At 67.2% G+C, this 13399-nt stretch carries 16 protein-coding genes and 1 tRNA gene; 3 read left to right on the top strand and 14 right to left on the bottom strand.

What is annotated here, in order from left to right:
- Window positions 1-5: 5 nt before the first annotated feature.
- From ACYVLV_RS13555 to ACYVLV_RS13530, 6 genes are all read right to left on the bottom strand, one after another.
- Window positions 6-833, bottom strand: coding sequence for an MlaE family ABC transporter permease (locus ACYVLV_RS13555; RefSeq protein ID WP_460810686.1), 828 nt, complete (start codon window positions 831-833; stop codon window positions 6-8).
- Window positions 834-837: 4 nt separating this feature from the next.
- On the bottom strand, window positions 838-1623 hold the full coding sequence (locus tag ACYVLV_RS13550) for an MlaE family ABC transporter permease (RefSeq protein ID WP_460810685.1): 786 nt from the start codon (window positions 1621-1623) through the stop codon (window positions 838-840).
- A 116-nt stretch (window positions 1624-1739) separates the two neighbouring features.
- Window positions 1740-2693: an ABC transporter ATP-binding protein gene (locus ACYVLV_RS13545; protein WP_460810683.1), complete on the bottom strand. Its 954-nt coding sequence runs from the start codon at window positions 2691-2693 to the stop codon at window positions 1740-1742.
- Window positions 2694-2994: 301 nt separating this feature from the next.
- Window positions 2995-3381, bottom strand: a complete 387-nt coding sequence (rplL, locus tag ACYVLV_RS13540; RefSeq protein WP_460810681.1) for a 50S ribosomal protein L7/L12 — start codon at window positions 3379-3381, stop codon at window positions 2995-2997.
- A gap of 80 nt (window positions 3382-3461) precedes the next feature.
- Window positions 3462-4148 (bottom strand): 50S ribosomal protein L10, encoded by a 687-nt coding sequence (gene rplJ, locus ACYVLV_RS13535; RefSeq protein WP_460810679.1) that lies wholly within the window; start codon window positions 4146-4148, stop codon window positions 3462-3464.
- A 291-nt stretch (window positions 4149-4439) separates the two neighbouring features.
- Window positions 4440-5318 (bottom strand): alpha/beta fold hydrolase, encoded by an 879-nt coding sequence (locus ACYVLV_RS13530; RefSeq protein ID WP_460810677.1) that lies wholly within the window; start codon window positions 5316-5318, stop codon window positions 4440-4442.
- A gap of 97 nt (window positions 5319-5415) precedes the next feature.
- Here ACYVLV_RS13530 and ACYVLV_RS13525 point away from each other — a divergent pair, with 97 nt between their 5' ends.
- Window positions 5416-6708 carry an aminotransferase class I/II-fold pyridoxal phosphate-dependent enzyme gene (locus ACYVLV_RS13525; protein WP_460810676.1) on the top strand — a complete coding sequence of 431 codons (1293 nt, stop codon included), beginning with the start codon at window positions 5416-5418 and terminating at the stop codon, window positions 6706-6708.
- A gap of 216 nt (window positions 6709-6924) precedes the next feature.
- Here the strand turns inward: ACYVLV_RS13525 and rplA are convergent, their stop codons facing one another.
- The 5 genes from rplA to ACYVLV_RS13500 all read right to left on the bottom strand — a co-directional run bounded on the left by rplA (window position 6925) and on the right by ACYVLV_RS13500 (window position 9802).
- A complete protein-coding gene (rplA, locus tag ACYVLV_RS13520; RefSeq protein ID WP_460810675.1) occupies window positions 6925-7638 on the bottom strand; it encodes a 50S ribosomal protein L1 in 714 nt (237 codons plus the stop codon).
- Window positions 7639-7741: 103 nt separating this feature from the next.
- Window positions 7742-8170 (bottom strand): 50S ribosomal protein L11, encoded by a 429-nt coding sequence (gene rplK / locus ACYVLV_RS13515; RefSeq protein WP_460810674.1) that lies wholly within the window; start codon window positions 8168-8170, stop codon window positions 7742-7744.
- Between the two features lie 148 nt (window positions 8171-8318).
- Window positions 8319-9203 (bottom strand): transcription termination/antitermination protein NusG, encoded by an 885-nt coding sequence (gene nusG / locus ACYVLV_RS13510; protein WP_460811012.1) that lies wholly within the window; start codon window positions 9201-9203, stop codon window positions 8319-8321.
- Window positions 9204-9387: 184 nt separating this feature from the next.
- Complete coding sequence (gene secE, locus ACYVLV_RS13505; RefSeq protein WP_460810673.1) at window positions 9388-9642, bottom strand: preprotein translocase subunit SecE; 255 nt, start codon at window positions 9640-9642, stop codon at window positions 9388-9390.
- 87 nt (window positions 9643-9729) lie between these two features.
- A tRNA-Trp gene (locus ACYVLV_RS13500) sits at window positions 9730-9802 on the bottom strand.
- A 156-nt stretch (window positions 9803-9958) separates the two neighbouring features.
- Here ACYVLV_RS13500 and ACYVLV_RS13495 point away from each other — a divergent pair.
- Window positions 9959-11011 (top strand): adenosine deaminase, encoded by a 1053-nt coding sequence (locus ACYVLV_RS13495; RefSeq protein ID WP_460811009.1) that lies wholly within the window; start codon window positions 9959-9961, stop codon window positions 11009-11011.
- A gap of 13 nt (window positions 11012-11024) precedes the next feature.
- Entirely contained in the window at window positions 11025-11483 is a 459-nt protein-coding gene (locus tag ACYVLV_RS13490) for a DUF4190 domain-containing protein (protein WP_460810672.1), read from the top strand.
- Window positions 11484-11502: 19 nt separating this feature from the next.
- Here ACYVLV_RS13490 and ACYVLV_RS13485 read toward each other — a convergent pair whose 3' ends face one another.
- Genes ACYVLV_RS13485 through ACYVLV_RS13475 form a run of 3 tightly spaced genes read right to left on the bottom strand, consistent with a single transcriptional unit; the run spans window position 11503 to window position 13329 of the window.
- Complete coding sequence (locus ACYVLV_RS13485; RefSeq protein ID WP_460810669.1) at window positions 11503-12543, bottom strand: UDP-N-acetylmuramate dehydrogenase; 1041 nt, start codon at window positions 12541-12543, stop codon at window positions 11503-11505.
- Window positions 12536-12934: a MaoC/PaaZ C-terminal domain-containing protein gene (locus tag ACYVLV_RS13480; protein WP_460810667.1), complete on the bottom strand. Its 399-nt coding sequence runs from the start codon at window positions 12932-12934 to the stop codon at window positions 12536-12538. Before ACYVLV_RS13480 ends, ACYVLV_RS13485 begins: the two co-directional genes overlap by 8 nt.
- Entirely contained in the window at window positions 12934-13329 is a 396-nt protein-coding gene (locus ACYVLV_RS13475) for an FAS1-like dehydratase domain-containing protein (RefSeq protein WP_460810665.1), read from the bottom strand. The genes ACYVLV_RS13480 and ACYVLV_RS13475 overlap by 1 nt, the downstream gene beginning before the upstream one ends.
- Window positions 13330-13399 lie beyond the last annotated feature (70 nt).

The raw sequence follows: 13399 nt of genomic DNA, 5'->3' as shown, positions 1-13399 counted from the left end.
CGTCGCTAACCCGCCAATCTGACTGTCGTGGTGGTGCCCCAGATGGCCATGGACAGCAGCAGGTCGATCACGTTGATGGCCACGATGCTCGTCCGCACCGCGCGCCCCACCGCGACACCCACGCCAGCGGGACCGCCGGAGGCGTTGTAACCCTGGTAGCAGTGGATCAGGATGACCACGACGGCGAAGACGAGCACCTTGCCGAAGGACCAGAGCACATCGCCTGGAGGTAGGAATCTGTTGAAGTAGTAGTCGTAGGTGCCGGCACTCTGACCGTAGAACTGGGTGACCACCAACCGACTGGCGAAGTAGGACGACAGCAGGCCCACGACGTACAGCGGGATGATGGCGATCAGTCCGCCCACCACGCGGGTGGCGACGAGGAACGGCATCGACGGGATGGCCATGACCTCGAGGGCGTCGATCTCCTCAGAGATGCGCATCGCGCCCAGTTGGGCGGTGAATCCGCAGCCGACCGTGGCGGCCAGGGCGATACCGGCCACCAGCGGGGCGATCTCGCGGGTGTTGAAGTAGGCGGACACGAAGCCGGCGAAGGCTGCGGTGCCGAGTTGGTCCAGCGCGGCGTACCCGGACAGACCCACCTGGGCACCGGTGAAGAAGGTCAGACCGACGATGACGCCGACCGTGCCGCCGATCACGGCCAAGGACCCGGAGCCGAGGGTGACCTCGGCGAGCAGACGCATGATCTCGCGTGGGTAGCGGACCACGGCGCGGGGGATCGCGCGCACGACGCCGATGTAGAAGTCGAGTTGACCACCGAGCTCGTCGAGCGACTTGGCGGGCCGCTGGTAGACAGCCTTGAGTTGTGACATGGCGCTAACCCCCCTTCGGTGGAATGACTTGGAGATAGACCGTGCTGAGGATGAAGTTGACGACGAAGAGCAGCAGGAAGGTGATGACCACCGATTCGTTCACCGCGTCACCCACGCCCTTGGGCCCACCACCGGCGCTCATGCCCTTGTAGCAGGCCACGATGGCGGCGATGAATCCGAAGACGAGGGCCTTGATCAGGCCGATGTAGAGGTCCGGCAACTGGGCCAGGGCGGTGAAGCTGGCCAGGTAGGCACCCGGCGTGCCGCCCTGAAGGACCACGTTGAAGACGTAACCGCCGGCAACACCGACCACCGTGACCAGGCCGTTGAGGAAGAACGCGACCAGCATGGTGGCCAGGACCCGGGGCACGACCAGACGCTGGATCGGGTCGATACCCAGCACCATCATCGCGTCGAGTTCCTCGCGGATCTTGCGGGCTCCGAGGTCGGCGGCGATGGCCGAACCACCGGCGCCGGCGATCAGCAGGGCTGTGGCGATGGGCCCGGCCTGCTGGACCACTGCCAACACCGAGGCCGACCCGGTGAACGACTGGGCGCCGAACTGCTTGATGAGTCCACCGACCTGCAGGGCGATGACCGCACCGAAGGGGATGGCGACCAAGGCGGTCGGGATGATGGTGACCGAGGCGATGAACCAGGCCTGTTGCAGGAACTCACGCAGCTGGAAAGGCCGCTTGAACAGGTTCCGCCCCACGTCGAGGCCGAAGGCGAACAACTTGCCTGCGGTCCCGAGGGGAGCCAGCACCCGGGTAGCTGTGGAAGAAGCCACTACCCCGCCTCTCTCGCTGTTGTCTCAATGTGGTCTGGATGATCGATGGTGCCGTTCGCGCGTGATCCGCGCCGCGATGTCGGGCACCGGGTGCTGCGTCGAGCGTGGTGCTGCGACTAACTGCCGACGGTCATCGCCATGTTCTGCTCGAACGATCCCGGAGGAGGCTTCACGTTGTTGTCGCGGCACCAGGCACCGGGCTCGCGCTGGCTGCGGCGCGGGATGCCGTTGGAGGGCTCGAGCTGCATCGGGATCGGCGGGATCGGGGGCAGTTCCTGGTCGGATTCGGCGGCCAACTCGTCGGCGTCCTTCTCCTCGGACATGCCGATCGGGCCGATCTTCTGAGCGTTGAGGAACTGGCGCACCACCGGCTGGTCCGAGGACAGCAGCATCTCGCGGGGCCCGAACATCGCCAGGTGGCGGTGGTAGAGCAGACCGATGTTGTCCGGCACGGTGCGGGCGGTGTTGATGTCGTGAGTCACGATCAGGAAGGTCGCGTCGATCTGGGCGTTGAGGTCGACGATCAACTGGTTCAGGAACGAGGTTCGCACCGGGTCCAGACCGGAGTCCGGCTCGTCGAAGAGCACGATCTCCGGGTCGAGCACGAGCGCGCGGGCCAGACCGGCGCGCTTGCGCATCCCGCCGGAGATCTCGCCGGGCAGCTTGGTCTCGGTGCCGATGAGTCCGACGAGGTCCAACTTCTCCATGACGACGTCGCGCACCTGGGACTCGGTCTTCTTGGTGTGCTCACGCAAGGGGAAGGCGATGTTGTCGTAGAGGTTCATCGACCCGAACATGGCGCCGTCCTGGAACAGGACCCCGAAGAGCTTCCGGATCTCGTAGAGGTCCTTCTCCGAGCACGAGGCGATGTCGGTGCCCTCGATGATGACCGAGCCCTTGTCCGGCTTCAGCAGGCCGATGAGGGTTTTGAGGAAGACCGACTTGCCGGTTCCCGAGGGCCCGAGCATCACGCAGATCTCACCGGCGGGGATCGTCAGCGAGACGTCGCCCCAGATGAGTTGCTTGCCGAACGACTTGCTGAGGTCGTCGACCTTGATTTCTACGCCCATGTGGTTTCTCTTCTTCCTCGTCGGATCAGGCCCGCTGGACCCGAGTGCACCGCAACTGTGACGAGCACCCCACTCACGAGTAACAACGCCGCCATCGCCGCGAGGTTACGCGTTAATTGCTCGTTCGTCCCGGAGTTGCCGCATTGAGACCACCATGTGATCGCGCTCTCATCTCGGATCTTAGTGTGTCACGCGTTACCAGTAATTGCGACGAGGCGGCCACCCCTCGAAAGGGGTGGCCGCCTCGGCGGTTTGCAGACCCGGATCGTCCCTCCGGGGAAGGACGATGCGGGTCAGCGGATCACTTGAGCGAGACGGAGGCTCCGGCGCCCTCGAGGGACTCCTTGGCCTTCTCGGCGGTGGCCTTGTCGACCTTCTCCAGGACGGCCTTGGGCGCGGCCTCGACGAGCTCCTTGGCCTCCTTCAGTCCGAGGGAGGTCAGGGCGCGCACCTCCTTGATGACGTTGATCTTCTTCTCGCCGGCGCCTTCGAGGACGACGTCGAACTCGTCCTGCTCGGCCTCGGCCTCGGCGCCACCGGCAGCGGCGCCACCGGCAGCGGCAACGGCGACGGGAGCAGCGGCGGTCACGCCGAAGGTCTCCTCGAACTGCTTCACGAACTCAGAGAGCTCGATGAGGGTCATTTCCTTGAACGATTCGAGCAGCTCGTCAGTGCTGAGCTTCGCCATGGTGGCGTTTCCTTCCATTCGGTGCCCCCGCCGTCGTAGGACGTGGGCTGGGTTTCAGGTGGTTTTTCCTAGGCCCGATGTCAGGCTTCGGTGGTGTCGCCCTCAGCGGATGCGGCCTCGGCAGGTGCCTCGGTCGCCTCCTGCTCGGGGGCCTCGGCAGATTCCGCGGGGGAATCCTCCGGGGCCTCCTCTGCGGCGGCGGGTTCGGCCGAAGCCTGGCCCGCACCACCTGCGAGGATCGAGGGGTCCTCCTGCGCTTTTGCTTCCAAGGCGCCGGCGAGCCGGGCAGCCTGGGCGAGCGGAGCGTTGAGGAGGTAGACGGCTTGGCTCAACGTCGCGAGCATGCCGCCCGCGAGCTTGCCCAACAACACCTCGCGCGACTCGAGATCGGCCAGCTTGGCGATCTCCTTCGCACCGATGGGGTTGCCGTCCAAGATGCCGCCCTTGATTTCAAGGGCGGGGTTTGCCTTGGCGAAGTCACGCAGACTCTTCGCGGCCTCGACGACGTCGCCGTCGGCCGCGATGAAGGCGATGGCCGTGGGGCCGACGAGGAACTCGTCGAAACCCTCGATGCCCGCCTCAGTGGCGGCCCTCTTGGTCAGCGTGTTCTTGACCACGGCGTAACTGGCGTTCTCACCCAGAGAGCGGCGAAGATCCTGCAGCTCCTTGACGGTGAGACCGCGGTAGTTGGTCAGGACCGCACCGGCGGATGCGTTGAAGTTCTCAACGATCTCCGCGACGGCGGCCTGACGGTCTTCCCGCGCCATGGGTCTCCTTCCGGACTGAGGAGACCGCCTCCGGGAACACATCCGAGAAAGCACGAACGCCCTGAGCACAGGCTCAGGGCGTGGACTGGCGTTTCGCGCTGGTGAGCGCTCGACGGGTCTTGCTCTGTCTCCTGCGCGGGCCGTCCACAACTTCTGCGGAACCTTCGGTCAGGTCTGCATGCACAGGCTGACTACCGGCGGTCTCTGGTTACTGGCAGAACTTTAGGCCCAGCCCTCATCCCACACCAAATCGGGCCGGCCGACGGGCCTGCCCTGCCTCAGTGCACCACCTCAACGGTCGAGGAAGCCTGCGATCAACGCGGCGATAGCAGGAGCCTGCTCCTCCTGGAAGAAGTGCTTGCCCGGCAGCCGGTGTATCTCGGTGAGCCCGGCCAGGATGCGGGCCTGTTCACCGTGGTGGTCCACGCTCAGCGCCGGGTCGTCCTCGCCCCAGATGATCTGCACCGGGTAGCGCTCGTCGGACAACACCGCGGCGTACCGTCGCTCGGCCTCGGGAGTGCGCTCGAAGCTGCGCATGATCCTCAGGAAGGCGCGGCCCCCGTCCTCGCGCGTGAGCAGATCGACGTAGGCGTCCAACTCCCCGGCGGAGACCTGCGAGAGGTCCCCGACGCCCTGCAGTCGCATCAGGGTGCGGAACAACGCGGCCCCCAGGCGGGGCACCCGCATGCTGCCCAGCCATGCCTCCCCCAGGCCACGGTGCGCGAAAGGCTCCATCGACCAGGGCCGGTCGAAGGAGGCGACCGCGGTGGGGGCGTTGAGCACGGTCAGGGACCGGATCCGGTCGGGGATCCGGTGCGCGACCTCGAAGCCGACCGGTCCCCCGATGTCGTGCACGACGAGGTCGAAGCGGTCCAGGCCCACAGCGTCCACGGCGCGAGTGACGAACTCGCCCAGGCCGGACCAGGAGTAGTCGAAGTCGACGGGTCGATCGGCGAGCCCCAGGCCCGGAAGGTCGAGCGCGATGCCCCGCAGACCACGGCCCGCGAGCTCACCGAGCACCTTGCGGTAGAGGAAGGAGGACGTCGGAACCCCGTGCAGACACAGCACCGGGTCACCCGTCCCCTCGTCGCGGACGAAGGTGCTGACTCCGCCGACATCGATCCGATATCCGGCACGCTCATGGGCCTCGATGGCCACCGTTGCATCCACCGTCGGAGTCTCCCAGATTCGGCTCGCTCCTCCAGCCAACTGGACCACCTCTGGACCTCAGTAGTCAGGGCGCGTCTGGGGGTGGCACGATCGGAGCGTGAACAGCCAGCCTGCCGCCCGCCTCGACTCTCTCGCGCCCGCTGAACTCAACACCTTCTTGGCCGATCAGCAGGCGGCGTACGCCGAACTCCAGGCTCGAGGCCTCAAGCTCGACCTGACCCGGGGTAAACCGTCCAGTGCGCAATTGGACCTGTCCAACGACCTCCTCGGTCTGCCGACCACGACCAAGGACCGGTCCGGGGTCGACGTCCGCAACTACGGCGGTCTCGAGGGCCTCGTGGAACTGCGCGAGATCTTCGCCGAACTGCTCGGCGTCGAGCTCGATCAGGTCCTGTGCGGGGGCAACTCCAGCCTCACGCTGATGCACCAGGTGCTCACCACGCTGATTCTCCAGGGCGGACCGGGCTCGCCGCGGCCTTGGAAGGACGAGCCGGTGGTGAAGTTCATCTGCCCCGTCCCCGGCTACGACCGGCACTTCTCCATGCTGGCCGACCTGGGCATCGAGATGCTCACCGTCCCCATGCACCACGACGGCCCCGACGTCGACGCGGTCGCCGAACTGGTGCGGGACGACCCCCGCGTCAAGGGCATGTGGATCGTGCCGACCTACGCCAACCCGTCCGGCTCCGTGGTCTCCCAGGAGGTGGCGGCGGCGCTGATGTCGATGTCCGCGGCGGCTCCGGACTTCCGGATCTTCTGGGACAACGCCTACGCCTTCCACCACCTCACCGATGAGGAGGAGAAGACGGCAGACGCGCTCAGCCTGGCTGCCGCTTCCGGACACCCGGATCGCCCGATCGTGTTCGCCTCCACCTCAAAGATCACCTTCGCGGGAGCAGGCGTCGCCGTACTGGCAGCCTCGGTGAGCAACAAGGCGTGGTACCTCAAGCACCTGGCGATGGCCTCCATCGGTCCCGACAAGATCAACCACCTGCGGCACGTCGAGTTCTTCGGCTCCGCCGACGGCGTACGCGATCACATGCGCAAGCACCGGGAGATCATCGCGCCGAAGTTCGCGGCCGTCGACACCGCGTTGTACGCCGCCCTCGCGGGTCGCGGCATCGCCGAGTGGACCGAACCGACCGGCGGCTACTTCGTGAACCTCGATGTCCTGGACGGTACGGCCACCCGCGTGGTCGAGTTGGCCAAGGCCGCCGGAATCTCGCTCACTCCGGCTGGGGCCTCGTTCCCGCTCGGCCACGATCCCCGCGACCGCAACATCCGTCTCGCCCCCACCTTCCCGGTGCTGAGCGAGGTCGAGACCGCGATGGCCGGCGTCGGCACGTGTGTCGCCCTGGCCGCGGCCGAGAAGCTCTCCTCCGCAGGTTGAGGCGGGTTGGGCGGTCGAGTTTGGTTTCGAGGCTCGCTGCGCTCGCACCTCAACCAGCGCCCCAGACCTACTGACGATGGTTGAGGTGCGAAGGCCGCCAGGGCCTGAGCCTCGAAACCACCGGCCCGAGATACCGACTTGGCCTTGACCAGCGCGCAAAGCAGAACGGCCCGACTCCCCAGGGGGAGTCGGGCCGTTCTCAGGTTCGGGTGAGGCTCAGGCCTCTTCCTCGACCGCGACGTTCTTCACGCGGTTGGGGTCGACCTGGACACCGGGGCCCATCGTGGTGGAGACGGTGACCTTCTTCAGGTAGCGACCCTTGGAGCTGGCGGGCTTGAGCCGCAGCACCTCTTCGAGGGCGGCGGCGTAGTTCTCGGCCAGCTGGGACTCATCGAAGGACGCCTTGCCGATGATGAAGTGCAGGTTGGCGTGACGGTCCACGCGGAACTCGATCTTTCCGCCCTTGATGTCCAGAACGGCCTTGGCCGGGTCCGGGGTGACGGTTCCGGTCTTCGGGTTGGGCATCAGACCCCGGGGTCCGAGGACGCGACCGAGGCGGCCGACCTTGCCCATCATGTCGGGGGTCGCGACGACGGCGTCGAAGTCGAGCCATCCGCCGTTGACCTTCTCGATCAGCTCGTCGCCACCGACGATGTCGGCGCCGGCCTCACGGGCGGCGTCCGCCTTCTCGGCGTTCGCGAACACCAGGACGCGGGCGGTCTTGCCGGTGCCGTGGGGCAGGTTGACGGTGCCGCGGACCATCTGGTCGGCCTTGCGGGGGTCGACGCCGAGACGCATGCACACGTCGACGGTCTCGTTGAACTTCTTCTTGCTGCCGTTCTTGGCGAACTTGATGGCGGTGAAGGGGGCGTAGAGCTCGTCCTTGTCGAACGCCTCGGCTGCTGCCCGGTAGGTCTTGCTGCGCTGCATAGCTGGTTCTACTTTCTTCCAGATGTGGTCTGTAGTGGGCCAACGCGGCCCTGCCACGGGGATAAACGGTCAATGGTCCCGACGAGCGCGACCAACGGAGACATCAGTCGGTGGTGACGCCCATCGAGCGGGCGGTGCCCTCGACGATCTTCATGGCGGCTTCGACGTCGTTGGCGTTCAGGTCGGGGAGCTTGGTGGTGGCGATCTCCCGGATCTGGGCCTTGGTCAGCTTGCCGACCTTCTCCTTGTGCGGGACGCCCGAACCCTTCTGCAGCCCGGCGGCCTTCTTGATCAGCTCGGCGGCCGGAGGGGTCTTGGTGATGAAGGTGAAGGAGCGGTCTTCATAGATGGTGATCTCGACGGGGATCACGTTGCCACGCATGGCTTCTGTCTGGGCGTTGTAGGCCTTGCAGAATTCCATGATGTTGACACCGTGGGGGCCCAGGGCGGTACCGACCGGGGGCGCCGGAGTCGCGGCGCCAGCCTGGAGCTGCACCTTGACCAGAGCGGAGATCTTCTTCTTCGCAGGCATTGCTGAGTTCTCTTTCTGTCTTTGTGGTCATGACGGGGGTGGTTCCCCCTGCCACATGTGCTGGGTGTTGCGGTGGATCAGTCTGGGGTGTTGCGGGCCGGGTTGTGAAATCTTGGCCCTACGCCGAGCCGTTGCCGGCCCTGGGGTCTCAGACCCGCTGGATCTGGCTGAAGCTGAGTTCGACGGGGGTCTCGCGACCGAAGATCTCCACGAGGGCCTTGACCCGCTGGGATTCGGCGTTGATCTCGGTGATCGTCGCGTGCAGCGTGGCGAACGGGCCGTCGACGACCATGACCGAGTCGGACACGTCGAAGTCGGCGACCTCGACCTGCTTCTTGGTCGCGCCAGCCTGGGCGCCGGAGGAGGACCCGCCGGATGCAGCAGCAGCCTCGGCCTCGGCCTGAGCCACCACGGCGGGGGCGAGCATGTTCTCGACCTCGGCCATGCTCAGCGGCACCGGCTGGTGGCTGTGACCGACGAACCCGGTGACCGACGGGGTGTGCCGCACGGTCGACCACGACTCGTCGGTCAGGTCCATCCGCACCAGGACGTAGCCGGGGAGAACGGTGCGCTTGACCATCTTGCGCTGGCCGTTCTTGATCTCGGCGACCTCTTCGGTCGGGACGACGATCTCGTGGATGTACTCCTCCATGTTCAAGGAGATGATGCGGTTCTCGAGGTTCGACTTCACCCGATTCTCCATGCCGGAGTAGGTGTGCACGACGTACCAGTCGCCGACCTTCGCCCACAGTTCGCGGCGGAATGCCTCGAGCGGGTCGTCGGCCTCTTCGGTGTCGAGCGCCTCGGCGACCTCGGCGTCGCTGGGGACCTCGCCCTCGAGGTCCGCGGCAACGTCATCGAGGGCTGCAGCGTCCGTCGGGTCGGCCACGGGAGCGTCGGCATCGAGGTCGGCAGAGTCGGCCTCCACGGAGTCGAGGACCTCCTCGATCGGGACGTCGTCGATCTCTTCGTCATCCGCAGCAGCGGCCTCGGGCTCGGTGCCCTCGGCGGCGCCGGCGGCGGCCTGCTCCACGTCGTCCTCGACAGCGGGCGTCGAAGACGCCTCGGGGTCGCTCAACGCATCGTCGAGCCCGTTGTCGGGCACATCGTCGGACGAGTCGAACTGGGACACGCGTTGCTCCATCGCTTGGCTGGGAATTGCTGGGTGGTGAACCGGATCCCCGCGAACTGCAGGCGAGTCTCCGCTCAGTGGTTGATCAGATGTCGTTGCCGCCGGTGAACACGGCGAACACCAACTTGCCGAAGGCCAGGTCGAGGACCGACACGATCGCGATCATCATCAGCACGAACGCCATCACGACGAAGAAGTACGTGACCAGCTGATCCTGCGTCGGGTAGACGACCTTGCGAAGTTCGGCGATCACCTGGCGGTAGAACGTGACCAGTCCGGTGCGCTTGCCACCGCTGCTGTCGGCGTTGCCGCGTGGGCCGCGGACTGTGCTCTCCGACATGCTGCTCACCTCTCCTCGGGAACCGGCCGGGAACCCGGCCGTCTGTGCTGCTGTGTTGCTGGTGATCGTGCGGGTAAAACTGTTCTGCAGGGCACGAGGGACTTGAACCCCCAACCTTCGGTTTTGGAGACCGACGCTCTACCAGTTGAGCTAGTGCCCTTCGGTGATCCGCCCATCCCAAGCGTACGAGTTGAGGGCACGCCAAAGGATCGGGAGAAACTCCAATCCAGGAGTCTACGGGTCACCGGTGGCGCTCCACAATTCGATACCCCATGAACGCATCGCCGCCCGCCCCTCGGGGCAGTAGCGTGCCCCCATCGCACGCAACCTCTCCTCCTTGCCAAAGGCGCATCTCCACCTGCACTTCACCGGGTCGATGCGTCACTCGACCCTGCTCGAACTCGCGGCCCGAGATCGCCTCCACCTGCCCGATGCGTTGGTCGCAGACTGGCCCCCGATGCTCAGCGCGGCCGACGAGAAGGGCTGGTTCCGGTTCCAACGTCTCTACGACGTCGCCCGGACGGTGCTTCGCACCCAGGACGACATCCGCCGTCTGGTGCGAGAGGCCGCCGAGGACGACGCCCACGACGGCGGTCGGTGGCTCGAGATCCAGGTCGATCCCAGTGGGTACGCCGCAAGGTTCGGCGGGATCAGCGCCTTCACCGACCTCGTGTTGGACGCCGCCCGGCAGGCCACCGCCTCGACCGGGGTCGGCATCGGGGTGGTGATCGCGGCCAACCGCACCCGCCATCCGCTCGACGCACGGACCCTGGCCCGGTTGGCGGTGCAGTACGCCGACTCCGGGGTGGTCGGCTTCGGGCTCTCGAACGACGAGCGCCGGGGTGTCACGACGGACTTCGAGGCGGCCTTCGCCATCGCCCGACGCGGTGGCCTGGCCCTGGTCCCCCACGGTGGGGAGCTGCGCGGCCCCGACAACATCCGCACGTGCCTCGACGTCCTGCACGCCGACCGTCTGGGTCACGGGGTCCGTGCCGCGGAGGACCCTCGAGTGTTGGAGCAGATCGTGCGGACGGGAGTGGCCCTCGAGGTGTGCCCGATCTCCAACGTGGCACTCGGGGTCTACTCCGACCCCACTTCGGTGCCGCTTCCGACTCTGTTGGCCGCGGGCGCGACGGTGGTGTTGGGCGCCGATGACCCGCTGCTGTTCGGCTCCCGGCTGGCAGGGCAGTACGCCTCCATGCGGGCGGCTCACGACCTCACCGACGAGGACCTTGCCGAGTTGGCCCGGATGTCCTGGCGGGCCTCTCGGGCGCCGGAGTCGCTGGCTCGTGAGGCGCTTCGAGACATCGACGACTGGTTGGCCGCGCCCGACACCCGCCAGAACGAACCCCGCAGGCGGCGTACCTGACAAGATCACGGCCATGACTGGGCCCGATCCGGACGACACCGCCCCCATCACCCCCACACCCGAGTCGGGCGGTGGAGGCTGGCCGGTCTACGAGCCTCCTAGTCAGCCGCCCCAGCCGCCCCAGCCGGCCCAGCCGTTGTCCTACGGCTATGCGGGTGGTCAGCCCGGGTACGGCGTCTATCAGCCGCCACCGCCGGACCACCCGCAGGCGACGACCGCCATGGTGCTGGGCATCGTCAGCCTCGTCGGCGGACTGCTCTGCGGCCTGCCCCTGCTCCTGGGTCCGGTCGCGCTGATCCTGGGCTACAAGGCGCGCAGGGAAATCGCTGCGTCGCGCGGCACCGTGGGCGGGGGCGCCGCGGCTACGGCCGGGTTCATCCTCGGGATCATCGCCACCGTGCTGGTCGCCCTCTTCATCGCCGTGATCTTGCTGGTCATCGGCCTGGCGGGCGCCGCGTCACCGGGCACGTGATCCACAGCCCGCACCTGATCTACAGGGCGCAGCCGACCAGGACCGGCTCGTTGACCAACCTGATCTCGTAGGCCTCGCTGACCCCGTCCTGGATGGCCCGGGCCAGCTCGAGCAGGTCCTGCGTGCGCGCATCTCCCCGGTTGGTCAGCGCCAGGGTGTGCTTGGTCGAAAGGCTGGCGGGCGAACCCTGGGTGACGGCGTACCCCTTGGCGAACCCGGCGTGCTCGATCAGCCAGGCGGCGCTGGTCTTCACCTCGCTCGACCCGGTGATCGGCCACGACGGCGCGCCGGAGGGCACCCGCTCGGCCGCGACGATGGGGTTGGTGAAGAACGACCCGGCGCTCCAGGTGTCGTGGTCGTCGGCGTCGAGGACCATCCCCTTGCCGCGGCGTAGGCCCAGCACGGTGTCGCGGACCTGCGCGAGCGGCGCCCGCTCTCCTTGCTCGATCCCCAGGGACCGGGCGAGTTCGGCGTACGCCACGGGCGCCCCGAGGTCACCCTGCCGGAACTGGAAGACGACCTCTAGGACGACGTACCGGTTCGGCTCGGCCTTGAACCGGGAGGTGCGGTAGCCGAAGTCGCAGTCGGCGTTCGCGAAGGTGCGCACTCGACCCTCGCGGCGGTCCCAGGTGCGCACCGACGCGATGGTCTGGGACACCTCCTGGCCGTAGGCGCCGACATTCTGGATTGGGGTCGACCCCACCTGCCCGGGGATGCCGGAGAGGGCCTCGATCCCCACCCAGCCTCGGGCGGCGGCGCTGGCGACCAGGGCGTCCCACTCCTCGCCGGCCGCCACGCGCACCATCACTCCCCCGCAGGTCGCGTCGGCACCCGCTTCGTCGGGAGTGACTCCGCTGCTGGCGATCTTGACGACGGTGCCGTCGAAGCCCTCGTCGCCGATCACCACGTTGCTTCCGCCACCGAGCAGCAGCATCGGTTGAGCAGCATCGTCGGCGGCGGTCACCGCAGCGATCAGGTCCGCTTCGGTCGTCGCGACGGCGAAGTCCTCGGCCGGTCCGCCGAGCCGCAAGGTGGTGTGATCGGCCAGCCGTTCAGCCACGAAGTCGCACCCGGGCCCCGCGGGGCCCGAAGATCCGTACGCCGTCGCAGAGAACCTCCACGGTGATCTCGGTTCCGGAGTCCGACGCCTGGGTGACCGCGCTCATCGAGACCTCGGCTCCGTCCGCCGGCACCACGACGGGCTTGACGAACTTGGACCCGATCTCGAGGACCTCTTCCGCGGGAACCCCCTGCTCACGTAGGTAGCGAGCCACCAGCGCGAGGGTGAACATGCCGTGCGCGATCACACCCGGCAGCCCGACGCTGAGAGCCACTTCCTCGTCCTGGTGGATCGGGTTGTGGTCGCCACTCGCCTCGGCGTAGGCGATCAGGTCGGCCCGGGTGACCGGGAACGTGCGGGGGGCGATCTCGAGACTCGTCAGGGGTTCCATCAGGCACCTCGGTGGACGAGAGTCGCGGTGCCGGTGCACACGAGGGCGCCGTCGGCGTCGGTGATCTCACTGGAGGTACCGACGATGTCGTTGCCACCGATCTGCCGCAGGGTGGCGACGCTGACCGTGGCCGACAACTGATCGCCGACCCGGACCGGACGGGTGAAGCTGAAGCGCTGCTCACCGTGCACGATCCGGGAGAGGTCCAGGCCCTCGTGGTTCAGGAACGCCATCATCGCCGGGAACGCGGCCACGATGGGGAACGTGGGTGGAGCCGGCTCGTCGGGGCCGGTGTACGTCCCCCCTGTAGCGGCCACGAAGGCACTGACGGCCTCCGCGGTGACGTCGTAAGGCGGTGCAGGCGGATAGGTCCGGCCGATGATCGTCGCGTCCACACCAACGAATCTAACGCACCGGACCGACGTCCGAAATGACACCGACCCGTCGAGCCGGGGCTCGACGGGT

The organism is Nocardioides salsibiostraticola, from assembly GCF_054783655.1.
The sequence above is the reverse complement of the archived record's forward strand: the minus strand, read 5'-3'. Positions and strand labels throughout refer to the sequence as shown.

What these genes read in the sequence shown, in the direction of transcription:
- ACYVLV_RS13555 (WP_460810686.1), bottom strand. Translation starts at nt 833, where the DNA reads ATGTCACAACTCAAGGCTGTCTACCAGCGGCCCGCCAAGTCGCTCGAC.
- ACYVLV_RS13545 (WP_460810683.1), bottom strand. Translation starts at nt 2,693, where the DNA reads ATGGGCGTAGAAATCAAGGTCGACGACCTCAGCAAGTCGTTCGGCAAG.
- rplL (WP_460810681.1), bottom strand. Translation starts at nt 3,381, where the DNA reads ATGGCGAAGCTCAGCACTGACGAGCTGCTCGAATCGTTCAAGGAAATG.
- rplJ (WP_460810679.1), bottom strand. Translation starts at nt 4,148, where the DNA reads ATGGCGCGGGAAGACCGTCAGGCCGCCGTCGCGGAGATCGTTGAGAAC.
- rplA (WP_460810675.1), bottom strand. Translation starts at nt 7,638, where the DNA reads ATGCAGCGCAGCAAGACCTACCGGGCAGCAGCCGAGGCGTTCGACAAG.
- rplK (WP_460810674.1), bottom strand. Translation starts at nt 8,170, where the DNA reads ATGCCTGCGAAGAAGAAGATCTCCGCTCTGGTCAAGGTGCAGCTCCAG.
- secE (WP_460810673.1), bottom strand. Translation starts at nt 9,642, where the DNA reads ATGTCGGAGAGCACAGTCCGCGGCCCACGCGGCAACGCCGACAGCAGC.
- ACYVLV_RS13490 (WP_460810672.1), top strand. Translation starts at nt 11,025, where the DNA reads ATGACTGGGCCCGATCCGGACGACACCGCCCCCATCACCCCCACACCC.
- ACYVLV_RS13480 (WP_460810667.1), bottom strand. Translation starts at nt 12,934, where the DNA reads ATGGAACCCCTGACGAGTCTCGAGATCGCCCCCCGCACGTTCCCGGTC.